The sequence below is a fragment of the Psychrobacillus lasiicapitis genome (genome assembly GCF_006861795.1).
In the GTDB taxonomy this organism is placed as follows: Bacteria; Bacillota; Bacilli; order Bacillales_A; family Planococcaceae; genus Psychrobacillus; species Psychrobacillus lasiicapitis.
Genome location: NZ_VDGH01000001.1, coordinates 194,137 through 217,026 on the forward strand (window position 1 = coordinate 194,137; position 22,890 = coordinate 217,026).

General features: G+C 35.2%; 24 protein-coding genes, 1 pseudogene and 1 riboswitch. Of the genes and pseudogenes, 8 read left to right on the forward strand and 17 right to left on the reverse strand.

The annotated features are described in order from the left end of the window. Positions 1-103: 103 nt before the first annotated feature. The 4 genes and pseudogenes from FG382_RS23130 to FG382_RS00985 form a co-directional block, all read right to left on the reverse strand. Positions 104-520: an SRPBCC family protein gene (locus FG382_RS23130; RefSeq protein ID WP_229677350.1), complete on the reverse strand. Its 417-nt coding sequence runs from the start codon at positions 518-520 to the stop codon at positions 104-106. 138 nt (positions 521-658) lie between these two features. Continuing rightward, positions 659-844, reverse strand: a pseudogene (locus tag FG382_RS23410) (ArsR/SmtB family transcription factor); the annotation flags it as partial. A gap of 259 nt (positions 845-1,103) precedes the next feature. Continuing rightward, positions 1,104-1,646 carry an NADPH-dependent FMN reductase gene (locus FG382_RS00975; RefSeq protein ID WP_142537010.1) on the reverse strand — a complete coding sequence of 181 codons (543 nt, stop codon included), beginning with the start codon at positions 1,644-1,646 and terminating at the stop codon, positions 1,104-1,106. A 755-nt stretch (positions 1,647-2,401) separates the two neighbouring features. Continuing rightward, positions 2,402-3,709, reverse strand: a complete 1,308-nt coding sequence (locus FG382_RS00985) for a helix-turn-helix domain-containing protein (RefSeq protein ID WP_229677349.1) — start codon at positions 3,707-3,709, stop codon at positions 2,402-2,404. A gap of 504 nt (positions 3,710-4,213) precedes the next feature. Between FG382_RS00985 and FG382_RS00990 the strand changes: the two genes are divergently transcribed. Genes FG382_RS00990 through FG382_RS01000 form a run of 3 tightly spaced genes read left to right on the forward strand, consistent with a single transcriptional unit; the run spans position 4,214 to position 5,117 of the window. After that, the gene (locus FG382_RS00990; protein ID WP_142537012.1) at positions 4,214-4,726 is read left to right on the forward strand and encodes a sigma-70 family RNA polymerase sigma factor; all 513 of its coding nucleotides are present in this window, start codon (positions 4,214-4,216) and stop codon (positions 4,724-4,726) included. Then, positions 4,719-4,892 carry a YvrJ family protein gene (locus FG382_RS00995; RefSeq protein WP_142537013.1) on the forward strand — a complete coding sequence of 58 codons (174 nt, stop codon included), beginning with the start codon at positions 4,719-4,721 and terminating at the stop codon, positions 4,890-4,892. The genes FG382_RS00990 and FG382_RS00995 overlap by 8 nt, the downstream gene beginning before the upstream one ends. Then, positions 4,893-5,117 (forward strand): hypothetical protein, encoded by a 225-nt coding sequence (locus tag FG382_RS01000; protein WP_142537014.1) that lies wholly within the window; start codon positions 4,893-4,895, stop codon positions 5,115-5,117. It abuts the gene before it with no gap. Between the two features lie 265 nt (positions 5,118-5,382). On the opposite strand, the gene FG382_RS01005 is transcribed toward FG382_RS01000, so the two are convergent. Both FG382_RS01005 and FG382_RS01010 read right to left on the reverse strand, forming a co-directional pair. Further along, positions 5,383-6,042, reverse strand: coding sequence for an HAD family hydrolase (locus FG382_RS01005; protein ID WP_170206436.1), 660 nt, complete (start codon positions 6,040-6,042; stop codon positions 5,383-5,385). 122 nt (positions 6,043-6,164) lie between these two features. Next, complete coding sequence (locus FG382_RS01010; protein ID WP_142537016.1) at positions 6,165-6,719, reverse strand: helix-turn-helix domain-containing protein; 555 nt, start codon at positions 6,717-6,719, stop codon at positions 6,165-6,167. 119 nt (positions 6,720-6,838) lie between these two features. Between FG382_RS01010 and FG382_RS01015 the strand changes: the two genes are divergently transcribed. Together FG382_RS01015 and FG382_RS01020 are read left to right on the forward strand one after the other, a co-directional pair. Then, entirely contained in the window at positions 6,839-7,798 is a 960-nt protein-coding gene (locus FG382_RS01015; RefSeq protein ID WP_188713306.1) for a PLP-dependent cysteine synthase family protein, read from the forward strand. 81 nt (positions 7,799-7,879) lie between these two features. Continuing rightward, on the forward strand, positions 7,880-8,248 hold the full coding sequence (locus tag FG382_RS01020) for a PepSY domain-containing protein (RefSeq protein ID WP_244950514.1): 369 nt from the start codon (positions 7,880-7,882) through the stop codon (positions 8,246-8,248). Between the two features lie 20 nt (positions 8,249-8,268). On the opposite strand, the gene FG382_RS01025 is transcribed toward FG382_RS01020, so the two are convergent. The 3 genes from FG382_RS01025 to FG382_RS01035 form a co-directional block, all read right to left on the reverse strand. Then, entirely contained in the window at positions 8,269-8,952 is a 684-nt protein-coding gene (locus tag FG382_RS01025; protein WP_142537017.1) for a hypothetical protein, read from the reverse strand. Positions 8,953-9,032: 80 nt separating this feature from the next. Beyond that, positions 9,033-9,644: a DUF4652 domain-containing protein gene (locus FG382_RS01030; RefSeq protein ID WP_142537018.1), complete on the reverse strand. Its 612-nt coding sequence runs from the start codon at positions 9,642-9,644 to the stop codon at positions 9,033-9,035. A gap of 64 nt (positions 9,645-9,708) precedes the next feature. Then, positions 9,709-10,299 (reverse strand): histidine phosphatase family protein, encoded by a 591-nt coding sequence (locus FG382_RS01035; RefSeq protein ID WP_142537019.1) that lies wholly within the window; start codon positions 10,297-10,299, stop codon positions 9,709-9,711. A 250-nt stretch (positions 10,300-10,549) separates the two neighbouring features. On the opposite strand from FG382_RS01035, the gene FG382_RS01040 reads away from it, so the two are divergent. Beyond that, positions 10,550-11,482 (forward strand): aldo/keto reductase, encoded by a 933-nt coding sequence (locus FG382_RS01040; protein ID WP_142537391.1) that lies wholly within the window; start codon positions 10,550-10,552, stop codon positions 11,480-11,482. 30 nt (positions 11,483-11,512) lie between these two features. Here the strand turns inward: FG382_RS01040 and metA are convergent, their stop codons facing one another. The 8 genes from metA to FG382_RS01075 form a co-directional block, all read right to left on the reverse strand. After that, positions 11,513-12,421 carry a homoserine O-acetyltransferase MetA gene (gene metA, locus FG382_RS01045; RefSeq protein ID WP_142537020.1) on the reverse strand — a complete coding sequence of 303 codons (909 nt, stop codon included), beginning with the start codon at positions 12,419-12,421 and terminating at the stop codon, positions 11,513-11,515. A gap of 81 nt (positions 12,422-12,502) precedes the next feature. Beyond that, a riboswitch (SAM riboswitch) is annotated at positions 12,503-12,611 on the reverse strand. Between the two features lie 263 nt (positions 12,612-12,874). Then, on the reverse strand, positions 12,875-14,881 hold the full coding sequence (locus FG382_RS01050) for a methyl-accepting chemotaxis protein (RefSeq protein ID WP_142537021.1): 2,007 nt from the start codon (positions 14,879-14,881) through the stop codon (positions 12,875-12,877). 260 nt (positions 14,882-15,141) lie between these two features. Next, positions 15,142-17,013, reverse strand: coding sequence for a ribosomal protection-like ABC-F family protein (abc-f, locus tag FG382_RS01055; protein ID WP_142537022.1), 1,872 nt, complete (start codon positions 17,011-17,013; stop codon positions 15,142-15,144). Positions 17,014-17,132: 119 nt separating this feature from the next. Beyond that, complete coding sequence (locus tag FG382_RS23475; RefSeq protein ID WP_308421238.1) at positions 17,133-17,264, reverse strand: RAxF-45 family protein; 132 nt, start codon at positions 17,262-17,264, stop codon at positions 17,133-17,135. A gap of 67 nt (positions 17,265-17,331) precedes the next feature. Beyond that, complete coding sequence (locus tag FG382_RS01060; protein ID WP_142537023.1) at positions 17,332-17,559, reverse strand: hypothetical protein; 228 nt, start codon at positions 17,557-17,559, stop codon at positions 17,332-17,334. 167 nt (positions 17,560-17,726) lie between these two features. Further along, entirely contained in the window at positions 17,727-18,122 is a 396-nt protein-coding gene (locus FG382_RS01065) for a sporulation protein (protein ID WP_142537024.1), read from the reverse strand. 5 nt (positions 18,123-18,127) lie between these two features. Beyond that, positions 18,128-19,324, reverse strand: a complete 1,197-nt coding sequence (locus tag FG382_RS01070) for an AI-2E family transporter (protein WP_142537025.1) — start codon at positions 19,322-19,324, stop codon at positions 18,128-18,130. 73 nt (positions 19,325-19,397) lie between these two features. Beyond that, positions 19,398-20,339: an LCP family protein gene (locus FG382_RS01075; RefSeq protein WP_142537026.1), complete on the reverse strand. Its 942-nt coding sequence runs from the start codon at positions 20,337-20,339 to the stop codon at positions 19,398-19,400. A gap of 121 nt (positions 20,340-20,460) precedes the next feature. Here FG382_RS01075 and msrA point away from each other — a divergent pair, with 121 nt between their 5' ends. After that, positions 20,461-20,976: a peptide-methionine (S)-S-oxide reductase MsrA gene (msrA, locus tag FG382_RS01080; protein WP_142537392.1), complete on the forward strand. Its 516-nt coding sequence runs from the start codon at positions 20,461-20,463 to the stop codon at positions 20,974-20,976. 85 nt (positions 20,977-21,061) lie between these two features. Next, entirely contained in the window at positions 21,062-22,666 is a 1,605-nt protein-coding gene (locus FG382_RS01085) for an ABC-F family ATP-binding cassette domain-containing protein (RefSeq protein ID WP_142537027.1), read from the forward strand. Positions 22,667-22,890: the final 224 nt, after the last annotated feature.

A 22,890-nucleotide genomic window follows, 5' to 3' on the forward strand; every position in this document is an offset into this window, starting at 1 on the left:
CAATTTTTACTGCAGAATGGAACCCTTATTTGGAAGAATGGTTTATATATATAACGATTAAGATAATCTAAATGTTGGTATTATTAAGGATGATATAATATTGTTACTGTTCTGTTAACACTTTTTCGAGCTTTTCGCCCATTTGCATCCAACTATATTTAGCTCCCTCGATTGCTCCATGACGAGCTTTTGTTTCTTCACTGAAGCCAGCTTGATCGAAATGTAGATGAGTAGTACCATCCGAATTTTTTGTTAAAGTCCATGTAACAGTAGTACTTTCACCAGCACTTTCCCATGTATACGAAAGCAAATTTGGCTCATCTACTACTAATACTTCACTATTTACTATTCCATCCCACCATTCATTTGGCTCAGCTCGGAATTGAAATTTATGTCCAACAACAGGTTTGAAGTCATTTTTCCATATCCACTTTGCAAGTGTATCCGAATCTGTTAAGGCGTTCCACACTTGTTCAATTGAACTTGTAAATTGAAAATCTAATGATACATCTGGTTTCATGTTTTGTTCCTCCAATAATAGATTTAGTTTAACCATTCTTTCTTTCCAAAAGCCTTCATAAAAAGATACCCAATCCTGAATTTCCCTTAAGGGAGCTGCATTAAGTCGATACCTTGTTTCTCTTCCGACCTTCCGAGCAATAACTAGATTCGCGTCTTTAAGAATAGCTAAATGCTTAGAAACTGCAGTACGACCCATTTCAAAATGAGTCGTTATTTCATATAGAGGTAATTCTTCAACATTTGCTAACATTTGAAGTATTTTTCGTCTTGTTGGATCAGCGACAGCTTCATAAACGTCCCGTGATTGACTTTTTTCGTCCATTATCCCTCCCACCTTTTTATAATTATTACCTGTAAAGTTATAGATTAAGCACTTGATAACCGAATAGGACACCTTTTGTTGTCTTAAAATCAGTATAGGACACCAAATAGTGACATGTCAAGTTACATCATTATTCCATTGCCTTATCCTTTAATCAGGCGGAAACATCATTCAACTCGCTATGTTATATCTCTATTGCTTTTCTTAATCAATAAAAAAACTCCCTTAACAATAATTATTGTAAAAGGGAGCAAGGTTATTATACGTATTGTTTCATCCATTCTTGGAAGTTTCCTATTACTACATCTAAGAATTTGATTGTCGCTTCGTCTGTCAAATTACCTTCCGCGTCAAACTTCTCATGTGCAGCGCCAACGTATACTTCGTTCATTGGTAATAGTGGAGAATTTAAGCCACTTGCGAATAAAATATCGCGTAAGTGCATTTGTGCTTTTACTGTTCCTAAAACGCCCATAGAAGCACCCATAATAATGGATGGTTTGCCGTTCATCACTTTGTCCACACGGCTCAACCAGTCAATAGCATTCCCGAGCACACCTGGAATAGATGAATTATATTCAGGTGTTACCCAAAGGACTGCATCTGCCTCTTTTACTTTAGCTTTAAAATCAAGGACAGCTTGTGGTGCCTCTAATTCGATATCTTGATCATACATTGGTAGATCACGTAAGCTTAATATTTCAAGCTCAAATTGATCTGCATAACGCTTTTGTACATGCTGTGCTAACTTTAAATTGAATGATTCTTTTCGAATACTACCAACGATTGCTACTACTTTCACGATTATTTCCTCCTGATGTCTATTAGACAAAAATTTGATATAAAATAGTTGCTCTACTTCAACAAAATATAAACAACATTTTCATTTTATACTATGTCCCTTCATTTCAAAAATTATTTGCTCAATACTGAACGAAGTTGTCTCTCACGCAACTTTTGTCTATGGTCATCAGTTTGGATAGACATATTTCATTTCCCATTTAGTTATCCCCTTCGAAGTGAAACACATGCATTTTTTCATACAAAAAAAGATACTCATCAGCCTTTTCAGAGCTGACGAGTATTGGCATCCTATATTAAATTAAACTTTATCCCGCATTAACGGGCAGTAGGACTCCCACTTCAAGATTGATGAAAAGCAAAAAGATAAGTGGGAGATCAACTGCCCGTAAAAGCCCGATGAAATGTATCGCAGACTAAGTACGCAACATCGTGTTGCTCCTGCGTAAAGCTCGTCGCAAAATAAAAGAGTGTTTGCAACGTCTGCGTGACCTACATCGTGTAGGCCTCAACTAACAATTAGTGGGGGATGAACGGACTAAAAACGCGACGTCCATGTCGCGACGTCCGCACTAACACGACCTGTGCGTCGAAAAACCCCCACTGATTGAAGTTTCTCTTTATAAAAAGGAAGTGTGATCGATAGATGTAGGTCTAGGAACTTCGTCTTCTGCAAGATTAATAGCGGATGTTGTAAAACTCAAGGACAAGATCAAGGCGAAAGATAACCATATAAATACGTTTTTCTTTTTCACTTTATAAATCCTCCCAATTCGTTATAAAATTTTGTTTGTATAGCATTTGAATAGCTTGTTGATAATATAAATTTGCTGCCTTAAACTTACTTTCTTTAAAGTAGTAATTCGCTAGTAGAATGGAATACTTTTGAACATGCCGGTCGTCATGAATTAATTTAAAATAGTCAATCCCTCTCTTTAATACTACTTCCAAGTCATCTGTTGAAGAGTAACATGCTCTATAAATGTCTAAATGACAAGAATAAGATCGATTTTCAATACTGAATTTATTCTCCAAGTTCTCGATGACTTCAAAGCCTTTCTTGCACCAACTAAGGACCTCCACATGGTTATTTTGCTTAGAATATTCCTTGATGATGGAAAGAATAGATATTAAATATCCTTCCGCATTATCATTTTCTTCTTTACTTTTCAAACTTAGCTTATAATACTCAATTGCCTTCTCTTGATTTGCTTGGACTGCATATAATGAGCCTATATTTTGATAGATCATCCCTTCATAATGTACAACTTTATAGTCTATCACCAGCTTTTTGGCTAGATTATAATTTTTTTCTGCTTCCTCGTATCTTCTCATTTTTTTATGAGCAACTCCCATAACGATATAGCTATCAATAGCTCTTTCGAATAGAAGATTGTCTTTATAGTAGCCTAACGATTTTGAAGCGTGATTAATGGTGTTAAAAAATTGATTGCATCTAAAATAAATCAAGCTGAGTACATTGTGAAAATCTGCTATTTCCCATTCTTCATTGGATACATTATTTACAAACTTCACAGAGCTCTCTAATCTGTTTAACGCTTTATAATAGTCGCCATTCAAGTAAAAATACAGACCTATATTTAAATTTCCTAAAAATCTTTGTTTCTCATCAAAATCATTTTCTGATTTTATTATCACATCAAATATGGATTGTAAAACCTCTGTCTTTTCGTTCAATATTAACATTAATCGAAACATATACAGGTTGTAAGTATAGAAATTTTTTAGCTGCAAAAAGTAACTATTTCCAATCGTGTACTTCTCCAGTGTTTCTCTAATCCATTTCTTATCCCTTTGCATGACTGCTCTTTTATATTCCTCATAAAAAGCTTCTATGAACTTCTTTTCCTCTTCGCTCGGTAATTTTTCTATCTCCAGGTTTAACCTTTTCAACAGAGAAGTGATCACTTCCTCGCTTGGAACAGTTGAATTATTCTCGATTTTACTGAGATAGGAAGTAGAACAGATCCCTTTTGCCAATACAGACTGTTTGATTTGTTGGTTTAATCTCTCTTGCTTGATGGTATAACCTATACTACTCATTTTTCCCACCCCTTTGCACTTAGTACATATATTAGTTCTTTATGAAAAGTAAGAAACCTTTAACAATCGCTCGACCTATTACGACAATAAGCATAGAAAAGGGTTCCGTGCGGTGATCAACAAGTTTAATATATAGATATGTCTGCCATCCAAAAAATATTATATATTATTAAAATTTCCTTCTTTTACGAAACTAGACGAATTTCAATAAAAATAAATATAAGTAATAAATGATATTTCCCAACTTATTTTTGTTCTAAAAACGGGTATTTTTTAGTAATATTTAGGAAAGAACAATTACTTTTTACTAAATATTACTTCATCTTCATTATACCACATAGAGCATAAAGTCCTGATGCAATTATTAAAATTTTCAGATAAAGGTTGTTAAAAACAAAATGTAATCCCCTTTATAGGACAAGACATATCTTCCCCGGGATACAACACATTATTTTTCACACGCCAAATCAGAACGAAGATTCTTATTTGTGAAGGAGTGACAAAATGGGTTCCGAAAAAAAGAAAATAATACAAGAATTTCTAAAATGTCCTTATAACAAAACGTTATTTGAAGAGTTCCAATCTACTAACTCAGAAGAAGCAAAACAAAAAATTGACTTGAAATTTAAAAAGTATTATCAAAATTACAGAATTCTATCCTATCTTATTAAAGTTTTGCATTATGAGAGTAAGCATTTTGATCATAAGATACGAACTTATAAGCATAGATACCAATTAATCGTTACAAATGATTTAGAAACACCAATTTTTTTCGAGAAATCATATTCTGATTCAATTGATTGTTCGAAAGACATTGAGGATCATATATCTAACGAAAAATTATTTACTTGTTTTAAAACACTAACAGCTAGACAAAAAGAAATACTGTCACTTGTTTATGTAAGGCAAATGACAGATAAGGAGATTGCTCAATATTTAGGGATTACTCAACAAGCTGTCTCTAAGACTAGGAAAAATGTTTTAAAAAAAATTAGAAAGGGGATTACTCATGATTGATGCAGGGAACATTGTACCTTTAATCGGCAACTTTGGCTTTCCAATTGTAGTATCTATTTATTTGTTACACCGTTTTGAAAATAAAATAGAATCGCTTGAAAATGCCATCCACAGCATTGAGAATGTAGTTAATAGTAGTATGGATAAAAGAAAAGGAGGTGAATAAATGGACGAAACGGACATTCTCGCAATTTTAAAACAGCTAGAGCCCAAAATGCAAAGTGTTTTATTTCAAACAAGCAATGATTACAGAGAAGACTTAGAACAAGATTTAAAAGAACGTATGATTAAAATTATAAAAAATAATATCAATCTTGAAGTCCCAGGTTTTTTTGACTTCATAGGAGAAGAACAGATGCAAGACTATTCCGGAATGCTAACGAGGTGCTGAAAAAATTTTAGATTTAATATTTATTAATCTGACTAGGTTACTCACACGAAAATTTGTCCTTAGTGCTACCCCCATTCGTATATGAACTGCACCACAGTTGTTAGTATTAACTAACATATGTAGGTGCAGTTTTTAACATTTATTACTGAAATTCTAAATCTGTAGAATCCGATGAACGATTCTATCTTTTTTTCTCAACGTCCAGTGTTAAGCTGGTAAGCTTGTTTCAGTAATTCTACGGCATAAGCCCTATCTGTTATATATTTCAAAAACCATTTTGAATAGTAAATTCATTAATCATTTGTTTAAAGTGTTTGATCTCTTTCATTATTTGATTGGGTTGCGTAATAAATTCAGCGGTTTGATAATCTTCTAACCAGTGTACTCCGATTGTCAAAACACCCGCGGAGATTCCAGCTGCTATATCTGCCTCGCTATCTCCAACAAATATCGCATCCTCTTTTTGTAGTTCTAGGAGAGTTAATGCCTTTAAAATTCCTTCAGGATGTGGTTTTGGATCTATCACGTCATCACCTGTAATGATAACATCAAACAAATTGTCCATTTGAAGCGCTTTTAAGGAAATTTCTAAGCTTCTTCTTGCTTTGCCAGTGACAATACCAAGCTTAAATCCGTTTTCTTTCAAAAATCTCAATAAATCATCCATCTCACTATTAAACTTCACTAGATGTGCATGCTTTTCTAAATACTTTTCATAATACAGTTCAATGGCTTGCTCTTTATGGAGATGAATTAAGTTCTCTTTGATAATGCCAGTTTCTGAGGGGCCAAACATCGCTCGTATTTCTTCTGGCGAGAGATCTCTATTATCAAATTCCTTAAATACGCTTTGAAAGGAGTAATAGCAAATAGGTAAAGTATTAGCTAGAGTGCCGTCAAAATCAAAAATGATTGCTTTCATTATCCTACCTCCGAAAATAGTTTCTACTCGCTTAAATTTTACCAAATATTCTTAATTTATTATACTATATTTAGATAATTAGCCAGGTTGCCAATTCATCACGTAAAAGATTATACTAATTTCGTTTAACTAGGATAATGGATGATCACAGTACATTTCACTACACTATCTCCATTATTCCGATAAAAATGAGTTCTATCTGCTTGGAAGGTAATGGCATCCTCCCTATTCACTACGTAATTCTCCCCGTCAATTTCAATCTCTAATGTTCCTTCATTCACAAATATATACTCTTTCACACCCAGGTTATGTGCTTCTGATTTATGTTCACATGCTGATGCAAGTGAAATTGCAAAGACCTCAAATTGTTTATCTGCATTAAAAGGAACTAGTGGATACACTTGATATTGACCATTACTTTCTTTAACTGGTTTTAGTTCATTTTTTTTTATGATAGAAACAGTTGCATTCTCTTCACTTATGAGTGAGGAGAATGATAATCGTAATCCATTTGCTATTTTCCAAAGTGTAGTGACCGTTGGATTGGATTCCCCTCTTTCAATTTGTCCTAACATCGTTTTACTTACTCCAGTTAATTCCGAAGTTTTATCTAAACTTATATTTCTTTCTTTTCTAACCCGATTAAGATTTTTTCCAATATTTTGATTGATATGATCCATTTTTAGCCCTCCGAATATACGTTATATTGCACAAATGGACGTTATAGTTTAATATGGTCGTTATGAAGTACAAATGTGCTTTATAATGATTATTTTACAAGAAAAGAGGAAAATTATCCATGATAAACAATTTAATGTTCTCAGGTGTTCATCAAGTGATCGGTAACACTCCAATGGTTCACTTATCAAGAATTACAGAAGGTTTAGAAGGGAATATTTTTGCAAAGCTAGAATATTTGAATCCAGGATTCAGCAAAAAAGATCGGATAGGATTACAAATAATCGAAGAGGCAGAAAAAGCGGGGATACTTGAACCTGGTCAAACGGTTGTAGAACTAACTAGTGGCAATACTGGAACGGGACTTGCGATTGTATGCGGAGTGAAGGGTTATAAATTTGTAGCTGTAATGTCTAAAGGAAATTCTTTAGAACGAGCACGAATGATGAGCGCGCTCGGGGCAGAAGTAGTTCTAGTTGACCAAGCACCTGGATCATCAGTAGGTCAAGTGTCTGGCGAAGATTTGGCAAAGGTGGAAGAAGTAGCACAACAAATTACGAAAGAGAGAAATGCTTTTCGGGCGGATCAGTTTAATCATGTTGGCAATATCCACGCTCACGAATATTTCACCGGTGAAGAAATGTGGAAGCAATCAAACGGAGAAATAGACGTTTTCCTTGATTTTGCTGGTTCTGGTGGAACTTTTACAGGATGCGCAAAAGCATTAAAAAAACACAATCCTACTATTCGTTGCTATTTAGTGGAACCAGACACCGCTCCCTATTATTCCAATAAAAAACCAACCAATCCGAATCACAAAATACAAGGCGGAGGATATTCAATGGAACTTCCACTATTAGATAAAAACTTAGTGACAGATTACATTCATATTACGAATGACGAAGCTACTAAAGTTGCAAGGGAACTAGCAAAAAAAGAAGGAATATTTGCTGGCTTCTCTTCAGGAGCGAATGTTGCTGCAGCATTGGAGTTATTGAAAGGTCGAGAAAAGGGAGCTAATATTGTTTTAACGATAAATGACTCCGGTCTCAAATATTTAAGTACAGATCTCTATGAGTAAAAAAAGTAATATAGCTCTTCTAGTTGTACAGGATAATGGAGATTCTAATAAAGTCTCTATAAAGGAAGGCTCTTGTTTCAATTGTTAAATTATCATTATCCAGCTATAAATAACTTGCCAATTGTGTATGCGAATATTTTCATTACAAAGGTAACCGTTGTTCCATCTCTTACATACGCTAGAATGATACATGTTAGAAGAGGAGGATTATTTTCATTGGTTAACCCTATGCAGATGCAAAGAATTACTATTGAACAAGCAATGCAAGTTGCAAGACGACAAGTTCCAGGGCAAGTTATCCATGTGGATCTAGATATGGAAAACGGGCTATTAGTGTATGAGGTATTTATTTCGACCGCTGAAGGCAGAGTATATCAAGTGGACGTCAATGCAAAAACAGGGGTAATAGTAGATATTGACCAGGAAAGTAGCGCGTTTTTTAATAAATGATTTTTATAAAAAATAATCCATTAGTTATTTTCTCCTAATGGATTATTTTTTTCATTATGTAATAGATTAACAATAGTAGAGCTCAATGTATCCAAGGGATTAATAATTGTTTTCAAAATCTCGCCTTCAAGCTGCTTGGAGGCGTTCACCATAGATAATTGGGCAACGGAGATTTCTTTTTTTCCATCATCAATAATTTTACGTATGTAGCTAGAGATCATTTGGTTGTACACTTCATTTAGCCCCTGCATCAATAATTCAAAGATTCCTTCAATCACCATAACCTCTATATTTAAGCTTTTTTGCTTTGTCTCCGCATAATCTTTCAGTCGTTGCATCGTACCCTCTACTGTAGCCGGATTAGTAAAAAGGATTACTTGACGTTTTTCTATTTGACAAATTGCTTCGAAATAAGGTTCGTCTATTTTGATAATAGGAATGGAGCAAGAAAGATCCTCTTCGTTTAATAACGCAATATAATTTGTACAAGTAATAAGGATAGCATCGACGTTACAACTTGCTATCCATTCAATTTGTTCTTTTACTTTCTTCCTGGCCTTCAATTGGGAAAAGTTATGATCGTTTGTCACTCTATTCATAAGCCCAGGATCCACAAAATGCATTAATTCTATATTAAAATGTGCTAAAGCACTTTCTATATAATCAATATTCGAATGATGCGCGTGCAAGCATGCCAATTTCATGTTATCTTTCCCTCTTTCTTTCTACTATCTATACAATTTTTAAAGAGCTTGGTTCCAGTTCTGCTAGAACCAAGCTCTTTTCATTTTTTCAATTTAGGAAGAGGAAGTCTTTTTTCCTCGATATGACTTTCGCTTTCCTCATAGTTATCACTGTCATAGACATGTTTCTTATAATTGAAAGTACCATTTTTATTTACTTTCACAGATATTATTTCTTCGTTTTCCTTTAAATTTTCAATAATTGAAGTAAGCTTGTTATCTTTTATATTTAGTTCAAATAGTTTCCCACCGGTCGTTAGCGTCCCGTATGCGTAACCTATAATAACAAACAAACGATTTTTATCAATCCATTCAATATATTTAGGTGTATATTGACTTAAATCATTATCCTTTAACTGATAAATAGTCTTTTCCTTTATTTTTAAGTTTTCTATGACTAGGACTGCTTCGCCTTCCTCAGATGCAAATTCTCCTTTACCATCAATAGTGGCTTGTTGTAAGCCATCTGAAGATTTTTTCCATCCCGAATGGAAGCTGGCTTCATAATTTTTTTCTACCTTTGCGTCAAATTGTGTTGGGATATTTTCTATACCTTTACCTAAAACAGTAGGCGTAAAAAAAATACTAAAAGAAAGAAAACCAATAAAAGCAATAATCGTTATATTTCTTATTTTTTGCTTTAGCCCGTTCATCAATAAGTACCCCCGACTTGTTTGACTTCGTTTGCGCCTTTTTCAAAGTTTATACAGTTTAAGTTTATATTGTATAGCCAGTGATTGATAGACTCCGTTCATCTGTGTTCATTCTACTAACTTGCTCAAGACATTCTTTGTTAAAAGTAAGTTTATATATGTCTGGCATTGCAAGCTGCTCCCAAAAACGAACGTCATATTGCTGATCAAAATAGTTCATTATTAATACTTGTATGTTACCGTGTGTTCCGATAACAATATTTTGACCCTCAAACCTATCTAAAACTTGGAAAGTTGCCTCTACTCCACGCTTTTGAGCAACATAATTAGACTCTCCCCCTTCTAATGCAAAATCAAAATCTTTCCACACTTGAGAAATGGCTTTATCAAAGTCTGCTACGGGATGTTCGGAAAGCAAACGTTCACGGAAACCATCGTTCAATTCTATTTCTTTTCCAATATATTCAGCGATTCCTTCTACGGTTTGAATGGCTCTTTTATAAGGACTGGAAATGACATGATCAATAGGCAACTCTTTCAAGAGATTTGTAGCTAGCTTAGCATCTTCCATTCCACGCTCTGACAACGGCCTATTGAGCTCATCAGAAGAGTAAGTGGAATGTGCATGGCGAACGAAATATAAGTTTATTTTCATAATCTATTGGCTCCTATTTTTTATTCTCTTTCATAGTTATTCTTTTACTTCTCGATATATACCTTTTTCTTCTATGCTAATTTCTTGTTATCCTTATGAATATTCGTCATTAATGATATATTATCCTTCTATTTATCCCAGACCAATTCCTTCACTTTTGGGAATTATATAATGTCAATTCCTATCACTTTAGTTCGTATTACTGGTAAGATAATAGAGAATATTCTAACAAGGAGTTGTCATGACGATTATGGTAGCTAAAGTAGAGATTGGTAAGACGGGTCTATTCGTAAATCCAGTAGGGCTTGGTACAAATGCAGTGGGAGGGCATAATCTTTTTCCTAATTTAAACGATGAAACTGGAAAAGAAATCGTTCGCGTTGCAATTAATAATGGAATCGAATTTTTGGATACAGCTTTCATCTATGGTAAAGGGAGATCAGAAGAGTTAATTGGAGAAGTATTAAAAGAAAGCAAGAACCGTCACGACATTGTCATAGCTTCAAAAGGCGGGCATAAACTGGAAAATGAACAAGTCTTAATAGATAACTCTCCTAAGTTCTTGAGAGAAACAGTCGAAAATAGCTTGCGTAGCCTGCAAACAGATTATATTGATTTATTTTATATACATTACCCAGATGAAAACACGCCAAAAGCAGAAGCTATTGGGGCGCTTCACCGTTTAAAAGAAGAAGGAAAAATACGTGCCATTGGTGTATCGAACTTTACTTTGGAGCAATTAAAAGAAGGTAACCAAGACGGGTATATCGATGTCCTGCAATCGGGTTACAATCTTTTAAAACGTGATGCAGAAAATGAATTTCTGCCGTATACAAGAGAGCATACTATTTCTTTTATCCCTTATTTTCCACTAGCTTCTGGTTTACTAACAGGGAAGTTTGATAAAAATAGCACATTTGAAGATGGTCGTTCTAAAAACCCACAATTTCAAGGCGAAGCATTTGTTCGTAACTTAGAAAAAGTAGAACAATTGCGCCAAATAGCTAAAGATAAAGATGTCGAGGTTTCAAATGTGGTGCTCGCTTGGTATCTAGCACAAAGTGGTATAGATGTAATCATACCTGGAGCGAAAAAACCGGAGCAAGTTTTAGCTAATATCCAAACATTAGAAGTGCAGCTAACACCTACTGAGGTTGCGGAAATTGATCGTGTTTTTAAATAAACAAAACACAGAGCAAACGCTCTGTGTTTTTTATTCCCATTCAAAAGGTGTTGCTTGGTATACGTAATAATTCAACCAGTTCGAAAATAGTAAATGTGTATGAGAACGCCATGTATTTAATGGCTCGTTTGCCGGGTCGTCATTAGGGAAATAATTAGCAGGAATATCCATATCAATACCTTTAGATAGATCGCGGTTATATTCATCCGCCAAAGTGGTCGCATCATATTCTAAATGACCGGTAACCATAATTTGTTTGGCATCATTCGAAATAACAAGAAATACACCAGATTCGTCAGAGATAGACAGCAAATTTAGTTCCGGATGTTTTTTTATGTCATCATATGAAACAGATGTAAAACGAGATACTGGTGCGTTAAAAACATCATTGAATCCCCGTACTAAGTCAACTGTTAAATCGGATAAACGATGGGCAAACACTCCAAAACATTTCTTGGATAATTCGTATTTTTCGATTCCATAGTGATGGTATAAAGCGGCTTGGGCCCCCCAGCAAATATTTAATACAGATGTCACATTCGTTTTTGTCCAATCCATTATTTGGACCATCTCTTCCCAGTAATTGACGTCTTCAAATGCTAAATGCTCAATGGGTGCACCTGTTATAATCATCCCATCGTATTTGCGATGTTTGATATCTTCAAACGTTGTATAAAACGTATTTAAATGGGTTTTGCTAACATTTTTCGATTCATGTGTTGCCATATGCATAAACTCTATATTCACCTGTAAAGGCGTGTTCCCTAATAATCTTAAAAGCTGCAATTCTGTTCTTTCTTTCTCGGGCATTAAATTTAATATAATAATATTTAATGGACGAATATCCTGGGCTACAGCACGCTCCTCATCCATTACAAATATTTTCTCTTTTTTTAATAATTCTGTTGCTGGCAACTGTTTTGGTACATTAATCGGCATTTTCTTCCTCATCCTTTCTATGCAACATAAAAAACCTCTTTTCTTATGGATAAGAAAAGAGGGTATATTAATAGCTCTCAGTTCTTATCTCTCAAGATCAAAAATCTTGTAGGAGTTAGCACCTTTCTGACAATGTCAGAGGTTGCTGAAGCTTCACAGGGCCATATCCCTCTGCTTCTCTTGATAAGAATATTTAATTTGGTGGTTTATGTAATCTAGTAAATACTACCATGAGCTAAATATTTATGCAACATTTGAAATTAATAATAAAAAGTTCTTTCTAAATAGATATTCTACTAGTAAGGTCTTTATTCATGTGTTTTTTTTCAATTCAGTTGTGATAGGGTTTTCCTGTTTTTTGTACAACATTAGGTATCCTTACACACTTAAAGTTGTATTTCAAACCCTTTCCAATAGTACATCCTCTATTCAAAAGGGTTTGCTAATTTTTTTTTAGACTTTAAAGCGATTTACCGCTTCTGTTAATTTCTCACTTAATTCTGTAAGCGTTTCTGAAGATTCTGCTACAGATTGAATCGCGCGAAGTTGTTCATCAGACGATGCACTTACTTCTTCACAAGCAGCTGCCGTTTGCTGAGAAGTTGCTGCCATCATTTGAATCGTTTCCACTACTTGTTCCTTATACTTGGAAACCTGTTCAATTTCCTCTGATACTTCATCAATGGAAGTCTGCATATTCGCCATTAAAGCTGAGATTTCTTCAAAAGTAACTTGTGTATCTTTTACAACCGTGCCCTGTACGCGGAACGTTTCTCTTGTTTCGTTCATCTGCTTGCTAACTAAAAGAGATTCTTGCTGTAGTTCAGTTATTGTCTTTTTCACTTCATCAGTAGCTCTTGCAGATTGCTCCGCCAATTTTCTTACTTCCTCTGCAACAACCGCAAAGCCTTTTCCATGTTCGCCTGCTCTGGCTGCTTCGATACTTGCATTTAATGCAAGTAAATTTGTTTGCGCAGAAATTTCCATAATCGTTTCCATAACGCCTCCGATTGCTTTTACTTTGCTTTCTAAAGTGCCAACAACGTCGGACATAGATTTTAAATTGGATTCCCAATTATGAAAGGATGATTTCAATTCACACATTTGACTTTGACCGTTAGTGTTCATCTCGTTTGCTTTCGTTGCAATGTCTGTCATAGCAATTGATTTTGCATTGATTAAGTTTATTTGTTCGCTTAAGTGTGCAGAGCTATTTGTTACTTCTTCTGCATCTTCAGCAGATTTTGAGGCACCCTCTGCAATTTCAGTTACCGCTATCGCAACTTGTTCTGCAGATGCGTTTGTTTCTTCGGCTACCGCACTTAAACTCTCTGAGTTAGCTTGCACATTTGTCGCAGAATGTTTTACCACTTCGATAATATTATGCATACTTTCAGTCATTTTATTGAAGTTATTGGCTAATTGACCTATTTCATCTTTCGAATTGACTGTTGCGTGGGCGGTTAAATCTCCAGCAGCAACTGAATCCATTAATTTTTTTAGTTCATCGATTGGTTTAACGATACGAGAAATCGTTATGAAAAGTACAATACATAATACAAACAACAGAATAAAGGAAATAACAATAATAATATTACGGATGTCTGAAGCTGTTTTTTGTATATTTTTTTCATCATATACGACACCTAGCTTCCAATCAAGGCCAGGAATCGTTGAGTAAACAGTGATATAAGATACCCCTTCTGCTTTGTCATGGACAATTCCATTTTCGTTGCCACTTGTAAGCATTTCAGTTACATATGCATAGTTCGTGAGGTCTTCTCCAAACATCGTTGGATGTACAATTGCTGTACCATCATTTTCAACAATTACAGGGTAACCATTAAAGCTTAATTCGTTCGATGACACCGTATCTGTGAGCTGAGCTAACAAAATATCCATCCCAACTACTCCAATGACTTTACCATTTGCAAGAACAGCTTTTGAACCAGTTATTGCATACTCACCAGTTGCGGAATCGACATATGGTTTTGACCAATGGACACGGTTAGTTTCCGTAAATGCTGATTTGTACCAATCCCTTGAAGTAGGATCAAAATCCGAACCAAGATCTACTTCAGGAAAAATTTCTAATTGCTTATTAGGCAATGCGTAATATACAGACGAAGTTGCATCAAACAAAGATGAAAACTCTTTAAATTTAACATCTATTTCTGTCTTTAATTGGGAAGCTATAGCTTGATCAGGAGTGGATGTTTTATCCCCGTAATCGATAGCCTCTCGTGTGGAGGATAGTTGCATAAGTCCTTTTTCATATGCACTTAAGTAATTAGAAATAGATAATGACATTTCAGAAACTAACACCTGACTTTGTTCTATTAAGCTCTCTTCTGTCTTTTTATTGACAGTATATGTACTCATCAGATTTAAAATTATTAGGCCAACAGCTATAAGCGCTGCTACAGTGCCAATTATTTTCCATTTTATTGACTTTTTCATATAACATCTTCTCTCTTCTATTAGTGTAGTAAAATCAAACATACTATCTAACTATCCAACCGGCAATAGACTTTATACCTACTAAAGGATAATAATTTTGTAGAACAGTATTGTATTGTTAGATTTATTTGATTAATACCACAAGTAATTAACAGAGATTCTCTAATTTTTTGTGAATACCTTCTTCTACTTCTTTTCAACTATAAAATGCGGGGATAGAAGCTCTTCCCCGCAGAATGTTGCGAATTCTATTGACTGACTTAATCTTCTATTTCTTTCATCCATTGCTCCATTAATTCCTCTAGAAGCTGAGTCCGTTCCATTCTAGTGGCCAGCAATTGCTCATACTGGTCCCAGTCACTTTCCGTCTCAATTTGCATTGTAATTGATTTGATCTCCACTTCTAATGCAGCAATTGTCTCTTCAATTGGATATTCTTTTTTTATCGTTGTTTGCTTGGGCTTGGATGCTTCCTTTAATTCCACTTGGTCTATATTGGGTTGCTTGCGTTGTAATTCTTCCCATTTAGCACGTGCCCATTCATATGGACCTTCAAAGGTTGATAATTGGCCTTGGTCTAACCATGCGGTTCTAGGAAATAGCTTATTTAAAAAGTATCGATCATGTGAAACAGCTAGTATCGTCCCTTGGAAATCTTCTAAAGCGTCTTCTAAAACTTCTCTGGAATCGATATCTAGATGATTCGTCGGTTCATCTAGCATTAACAAATTGATATCTTGATGCATTAGCTGTGCAAGGCGAAGACGCATTCGTTCTCCACCACTTAAATCACCTATTCGTTTAAATACATCTGGCCCATAAAACATAAACTTCGCAAGTATATGACGTGCATCTCCTTCAAAGACATTTACTTCACTCCGAAAGACATCAATGAGACGTGCTTTAGGATCTGTTATATGGAAATGCTGCGACAAATAGCCTACTCGAACGTTACTGCCAAGACGCGCAACCCCTTTATCTATTGTTATTTCTCCGCGTAGTATGTTTAAGATGGTCGATTTTCCAGTGCCGTTACGTCCAACAATTGCTAATCTGTCTTTCCAGTACACATGGAGGTTAGCAAGATGAAGTAATACTTTTTCATCAAATGATTTGCACACCTCTTCCATTACCACTACTTCTTTTCCGCTCCGAGGGGCAGCTTCAAAAGTCAAATCCATCTTTTTGGGATCGATAAGTGGTTTTCTAACCTTCTCCATCCGCTCTAAAGCTCTTTCCATATTTCGAGCTTGACGATGTAAACCAGGATTTGGAGGAACTGCTTCATTCGCCCATTGTCTTAATCGTTTAATAGCCTCTCTCATTTTCTTTATCTTTTTTTGCTGTTCTTCATATGCTTGAAACTCACGTGTGAGTCGTTCTTCTTTTTCAATACTAAAGGCAGAGTAGTTTCCATGATAGAGCGTTAGTTCTCCTTCTTCTAAATCAGCCACTTTGGTTACAACCTGATCCAAAAAATATCGATCATGCGAAACAATGACAACAGTACCCGCATAATTGACCAAATATTCCTCTAACCACTCTACTGCAAATAAATCTAAATGATTGGTAGGTTCATCTAGTAACAACAGATCCGGTTTGGTTAACAAAAGCTTGCCTAGCATAATTTTTGTTTGCTCTCCGCCGCTTAAACTGGAAAAAGGTTGTGAAACAAAATGGGATAACTGTAGCCCTTGAATCACTTTATCAAGCTCTGATTCCATCAAATATCCACCACTGTTCGTAAACTCTTCTTGCACATCCCCGTAAGTTTGTAGCAATTTTTCCATATCTTCTGGATTTGAAGTAGACAACTTATCCTCAAGATCTTTCATCTTCTTTTGCAACTCGTTTAAATACTGGAACGCACTATTTAGCACATCATAACCCGTAATTTCATCAGAAAATGTAGGAATTTGGGCCAAATAACCAATCTGTGTTCCTTTTTTATAATGAATACTGCCTTTGTCCGCAGCTTCTTTTCGGGCAATCAACTTGAATAAGGTTGTCTTTCCTGCTCCGTTTCGTCCAACAATTCCAAGTCTGTCTCCAGTCTTTATAGAAAGAGACAGATTTTCAAAAATTATATTTCCTCCAAGCATTTTGCTTATTTCTTGTATTGTACATATCATTTTATTCGCTTCCTTTTCCATTAGATTAAATCCAGCTGGAAGCATCTTTTCTCCACGAAAAAAAGACTGCTAAAAAGCAGTCTTTTCCAAACATAAATGGTTCAGAAAGAATGACTTTATCAGCTGTGAAATTCATTCAATTTGCTAAAAATGGGCAGACTTATCCCGTTGTCAGCAATTTCATGAGTAATCGCACAAGATGTGGATAAAAATTCCAATATAAATCTATGTGCATTCACAGCGTTTTTCATTCTTCCTTCACCTCCGTTCCATATAGTTAAATTTATATTATCATCATTATTCTAATAATTCAATGGGTTATTCTTTAGGTTTTTCAAAAGTCGGATCATTCATATCATCCCCAGTGTCTGGGATACCGAGATCATTTTCCTCATTGACCTCTTCATTTCCTGTGTTTGGAAGATTTTGCCCTTGGCTGTCCATCTGTGTTTCAGGATTTGCAGGATCATTTGAATCACGATTGGAACCACAAGCTGATAGCATAATCAATGAAACAAGCAAAACGGTTGAAATTATTTTATTCATTTATTTTCCTCCTACTTTTTCATTAGATTGCACTAAATTAACAGCTTTATACAGAAAAATACTATCGATACAAACGAAAAATAATAGCTGACGCACATATCATATATTTTATAATTCCCTTTAAAACAAGAAAAACCCCAGTACAATTACTGGAGTTTCCATTTTTCTTATTCTTCTATGTCAAAGTAAATTTCATCTTCATCACTGAATTCTTTGCCATTTTCAAATAAAACAGTCGTTCGTAAAATTAATTTAGATACTTCCTCTACTCCATCAGGTATCCATCTTTCATCCGGCATAATTTCAAATGGGATCATTTGCATTTCTTTGGAAGCAACCGAACCAACTAGTTCAATTGAATGTTTGGAGATGATTTCGGAAACAAGCTCGTTTCTTACTTTAAAAACCTCTAGTTTAATATTCTCTATCGATTCATCATCATGTACACCTTCAATATAAATGGTACCGGAAAGGTTGATACCGTGTTCAATATACGGATGGTCTACCACCGTATCAATTTTTATTGATTGTACTTTTATAGATGATTCAAACTTCTTTGCCATTACTCTCAATCCACCTTGTTATTTGTATGCTCATATTGATTTTCTAAATTCGGTTCATATCTATTATATCGCTTTTTGAATAAAGTATAAAAATGAGCAACAATCACTTTTAATATTGCATACCCTGGAATTCCTAGAATAACACCTGGAACTCCAAATAACGCTCCAGAAGTAATTAATACGAAAATAATAGTGATTGGATGCACATGAAGGGATTTACCCATAATTTGTGGGGAGATGAATTTTCCTTCCACTAACTGAACAACCGTCCACACGATAGCAAGCTTCACTAACATAAGCGGATCCGATGATACAAGCGCTATGATAACGGCCGGCGTAATTGCAATGACTGGACCTAAATAAGGTACGACGCTCGTAACCATTGCAATTACTCCAAGAAGCAATGCATATTCCATGCCAATAATTGTGAAACCAATAAATATCATAAATCCAATACAGATGGACACTAGAATTTGGCCTTGTATATAGGCACTGATCTGGTTATCAATACTTCTGAAGACAGAGTGAAAATCCTCACGCATACGAGGAGGAAAAACTCTTATGACAAACTTAGGTAGTTCTTCTCCATCTTTTAATAAATAAAATAGAATAAATGGAACTAAAATAATCGATAAAACAAAGCTTGTTACCGCTCCTAATACAGATGTGATTCCCGTTGCGATACTAGAAATTGCATTTTGAAACAATTCTCCCACTTCTGCAGGTACGTTCTTCAACACTTGCATCGCTTCTTTTTCAATTTCTAGGTAATAGTCCGCAACAAAAGAAGTTCTTAAAAAGCTGTCTAAAGAGTTCAGGAGTTGTATCAAGTAAACCGGTAATTCCTCAACCAACCTAGTAGACTGCGACTTTAAAAATGGGACAACTAAAAATACAAGTAGGGTGATTAGTCCAATTAATGCTAGGAAAATAATTAATATTCCCCATACTCTAGGGATTTTCACCTTCTCAATTAGTCTCAGAATGGGTCGCAATAAATAATATGCAATGACAGCTAGAATTACTGGTAAAACTACATTTCCTAGAAATATAGTTAATGGACTAAAGATGAATGATACTTCCCCGTATACCATAATGATTAGTCCGATTAATAATATTAGGATAAATGTAAAGAACGTATTACGTCCTCCTAAAAATTTTATGTACCTTGTGGAAAAAAAAGAAGGTTTTTCAGGCTCCACTTTTATCAAACACCCTTTCCTATATAGTATATTTTACGGACGAAAGAAAAGATTGGCAAATGTTTAAGCATTATTATTTTTCCAAAAAGTCCTCTATTGCTTGTTTATTTTTTTCTGTGTTGATTTCCAGAACAGATCCAGCATGCTTATAGTTAGAAAAAGTGTAAGTTCCTTCTACTGGTATCGTTAGTTTTTCTATTTCAAGTTTTCCACTAATGAGCGCATCTATAATCCGTTTTGCTTTATCCGTTCTAGAATAATCTGTTTCGATATATCCTTCAGCAGCCCCTAAAAATTTCGGTGTATTAGATAGGTTTCCAATTGACAGTAGTTCATCCTTTAATGCTTCCATCACTTTTTGTTGCCTTTCAACTCGCCCAAAATCGCCATTTTCATCTGCACGGAACCTTGCATAACCTAGCAGTTCTTTACCCGATAAGTTTTGCTGCCCTTGAGTAAGTGAAACCCCAATTTTCTCCGACATATCCTTTTCCACATCCACTGGAATTCCATTCGGAGCAAGTATATCTACAAGTGATTCAAAGCTACTAAAATCGATTAACGCATAATGATGAATCGGAAGACCAAACATTTGTTGAATCGTGCCTTTTAATAACTGAACCCCATCTAGATAATACGCTGTATTTAATTTATACGATTGATAGCCGGGTATATCTGCATATATATCGCGCATAAACGAAACAATCTTCACGTCGTTATCTTGTTTATCCCAAGAAACAAGCATCATCGTATCCGAGCGTGCCTGTTTTTGTCCTCTTGAATCTACCCCAAGCACTAAGATATTTTCCCGTTCCCCTGCTTGCAGTTTATCCCCTTCAAAATCGATCGTTAAATCCACTTCTTTATTCGCTAATTTGTATCCACTGGAATATTGGGTAACCGCGTATAATCCACTTATCAGTATCACTAACACAAGAAATAACGTAAAGACTCGTCCTACCCGCAGTCTTCTTTTTCGTTTACGTCCTGTTCGTAATTGTCGTTCTTCTTCCATGATGAAATCGCTCCTTTATATTCTTATAATAACGTATTTTCTTCTTTTAAGTTTCGGAATTTTGTACATTTTAGCATCTCATGGTAAAATACATGATGCTATTAGGGGAGGAATGACAATGATGGAAAAAGCAACTTTTGCAGGCGGCTGTTTTTGGTGCATGGTAAAACCGTTCGATTCATGGGATGGCATACATAAAGTAACATCTGGTTATATGGGTGGTCATATAGATAACCCGACATATGAGGACGTAAAAAAAGGAACATCCGGGCATTTAGAAGTGGTCGAAATTCAATATGACCCTTCCATTTTTCCGTACAAGGAGCTACTTCAAATCTTTTGGCAACAGATTGACCCAACCGATGCAGGCGGACAGTTCCAAGATCGTGGAGAAAGTTATAAGTCGGCAATATTTGTCCATACAGAAGAACAACGAAAGCTTGCGGAACAATCAAAAGAGCAACTAGCTGCAAGCGGAAAATTTTCTAAACCAATTGTTACAGAAATCAGAGATGCAAAAACATTTTTTGAAGCAGAAGATTACCACCAAGATTTTTATAAAAAAAGTCCCGATCATTATAAAGAAGACAGAGTACAATCGGGTCGAGACGAATTTATAGACAAACACTGGAAATAAGCATTTTAAAACAATTATTTAAAATACCAAGTCAGCATTAATTCGTGGTATAATAAGAGCATTGTGAACTTTAGGAGGTACTAGCATGATTGCAGTAAGTAATGTAAGTCTTCGTTTTGGTGATCGTAAACTATTTGAAGACGTAAATATAAAGTTTACACCGGGTAACTGTTACGGTTTAATCGGTGCAAATGGAGCAGGTAAATCAACATTCATTAAAATTCTATCTGGAGAGATTGAAGCCCAGGAAGGCAACGTAATCATGAACCCAAATGAGCGTTTAGCTATACTAAAACAGAATCACTTCGAATACGAAGAGTACACAGTTTTAGAAACCGTTATTATGGGACATAAACGTTTATACGAAGTAATGAATGAAAAAAATGCTATCTATATGAAAGAAGATTTCTCTGATGAGGATGGCATGCGTGCAGCAGAACTAGAAGGTGAATTTGCAGACTTAAATGGTTGGGAAGCAGAATCAGAAGCAGCAATCCTTTTACAAGGTCTTGGTATTCCTGATAGTATGCATCAAAAGAAAATGTCTGAGTTAACAGGTTCAGAAAAAGTAAAAGTCTTATTATCACAAGCGTTATTTGGTAAACCAGATGTACTTTTACTCGATGAGCCTACCAACCATTTGGACATTAAAGCGATTCAATGGTTAGAAGATTTCTTGATTAACTTTGAAAATACAGTAATTGTCGTATCCCATGACCGTCACTTCTTGAACAAAGTATGTACGCATATTGCGGATTTAGACTTCAGCAAAATTCAAGTATATGTTGGGAACTATGACTTCTGGTATGAATCGAGTCAACTTGCATTGAAGCTGGCATCTGATCAAAACAGTAAAAAAGAAGAGAAAATTAAAGAGCTTCAAGCCTTTATCGCAAGATTTAGTGCGAATGCCTCTAAATCTAAACAAGCAACTTCTCGTAAGAAAATGTTAGACAAAATTGAGTTAGATGATATCAAACCATCTTCTCGTAAATATCCTTACGTAAATTTCTCTATGAAACGTGAAATTGGGAATGATGTTTTACAAGTTCAAGATTTAAGTTACACATTTGAAGGAGAAAAACTATTCTCTAAAATGAACTTCACTTTAAACAAAGAAGATAAAATTATTCTTCTTGGAGGTGAGTTAGCAAAATCAGCATTGCTTCGCGTTCTTGCAGAGGAAGAAGAACCACAAGAAGGCTCTATTCGTTGGGGCGTGACAACAAGTCGTGCATACTTCCCACTAGATAATGCAAAGTATTTTGAAGGAAGCGAAACCTCTCTAGTAGACTGGTTACGTCAATATTCTCCTGATGATGAAAGTGAAACATTCTTACGCGGATTCTTAGGTCGTATGTTATTCTCTGGAGAGGAAGTAAAGAAAAAACCTTCCGTCCTATCTGGAGGAGAAAAAGTTCGCTGTATGCTTTCTAAAATGATGCTTTCCGAGTCAAATGTACTTTTACTCGATGAGCCTACCAACCATTTAGACTTAGAATCTATCCAAGCACTAAATAATGGTTTGATCGCATTTAAAGGCGCAATGATTTTCACATCGCATGACCATCAGTTCATTCAAACGATTGCAAATCGTGTCATTGAAATCCGTGAAGACGGATCTATTCTAGATAAACAATTAACATATGATGAATTCCTAGAATGGAAAGAAGCACAAAAAATTTCATAATCAATCAAAACAGGGTATTCTACTTCGATTATTTCGATGTAGAATACCCTGCTTTTCTATATGAGCTTGTTATAAATTGCAGATAGAAAAGTAAGTATCATATAGACTATTTCTATACTACTCTAGAAATTGAAGCCTCTATCCTCAACTCTCTTTGACTTTCCATCCGCATTAACAGGCAGTAGAACTCCCACTTTTAGATTTAAGAACAGCGAAAAGATAAG

Coding starts and splice junctions, on each gene's coding strand:
- FG382_RS23130 (WP_229677350.1), bottom strand. CDS start 520: ATGAAACCAGATGTATCATTAGATTTTCAATTTACAAGTTCAATTGAA.
- FG382_RS00985 (WP_229677349.1), bottom strand. CDS start 3,709: ATGAGTAGTATAGGTTATACCATCAAGCAAGAGAGATTAAACCAACAA.
- FG382_RS00990 (WP_142537012.1), top strand. CDS start 4,214: ATGGGTTCCGAAAAAAAGAAAATAATACAAGAATTTCTAAAATGTCCT.
- FG382_RS00995 (WP_142537013.1), top strand. CDS start 4,719: ATGATTGATGCAGGGAACATTGTACCTTTAATCGGCAACTTTGGCTTT.
- FG382_RS01000 (WP_142537014.1), top strand. CDS start 4,893: ATGGACGAAACGGACATTCTCGCAATTTTAAAACAGCTAGAGCCCAAA.
- FG382_RS01010 (WP_142537016.1), bottom strand. CDS start 6,719: ATGGATCATATCAATCAAAATATTGGAAAAAATCTTAATCGGGTTAGA.
- FG382_RS01015 (WP_188713306.1), top strand. CDS start 6,839: ATGATAAACAATTTAATGTTCTCAGGTGTTCATCAAGTGATCGGTAAC.
- FG382_RS01025 (WP_142537017.1), bottom strand. CDS start 8,952: ATGAAATTGGCATGCTTGCACGCGCATCATTCGAATATTGATTATATA.
- FG382_RS01030 (WP_142537018.1), bottom strand. CDS start 9,644: ATGAACGGGCTAAAGCAAAAAATAAGAAATATAACGATTATTGCTTTT.
- FG382_RS01035 (WP_142537019.1), bottom strand. CDS start 10,299: ATGAAAATAAACTTATATTTCGTTCGCCATGCACATTCCACTTACTCT.
- FG382_RS01040 (WP_142537391.1), top strand. CDS start 10,550: ATGGTAGCTAAAGTAGAGATTGGTAAGACGGGTCTATTCGTAAATCCA.
- metA (WP_142537020.1), bottom strand. CDS start 12,421: ATGCCGATTAATGTACCAAAACAGTTGCCAGCAACAGAATTATTAAAA.
- FG382_RS01050 (WP_142537021.1), bottom strand. CDS start 14,881: ATGAAAAAGTCAATAAAATGGAAAATAATTGGCACTGTAGCAGCGCTT.
- abc-f (WP_142537022.1), bottom strand. CDS start 17,013: ATGATATGTACAATACAAGAAATAAGCAAAATGCTTGGAGGAAATATA.
- FG382_RS23475 (WP_308421238.1), bottom strand. CDS start 17,264: ATGAAAAACGCTGTGAATGCACATAGATTTATATTGGAATTTTTATCC.
- FG382_RS01060 (WP_142537023.1), bottom strand. CDS start 17,559: ATGAATAAAATAATTTCAACCGTTTTGCTTGTTTCATTGATTATGCTA.
- FG382_RS01065 (WP_142537024.1), bottom strand. CDS start 18,122: ATGGCAAAGAAGTTTGAATCATCTATAAAAGTACAATCAATAAAAATT.
- FG382_RS01075 (WP_142537026.1), bottom strand. CDS start 20,339: ATGGAAGAAGAACGACAATTACGAACAGGACGTAAACGAAAAAGAAGA.
- msrA (WP_142537392.1), top strand. CDS start 20,461: ATGGAAAAAGCAACTTTTGCAGGCGGCTGTTTTTGGTGCATGGTAAAA.
- FG382_RS01085 (WP_142537027.1), top strand. CDS start 21,062: ATGATTGCAGTAAGTAATGTAAGTCTTCGTTTTGGTGATCGTAAACTA.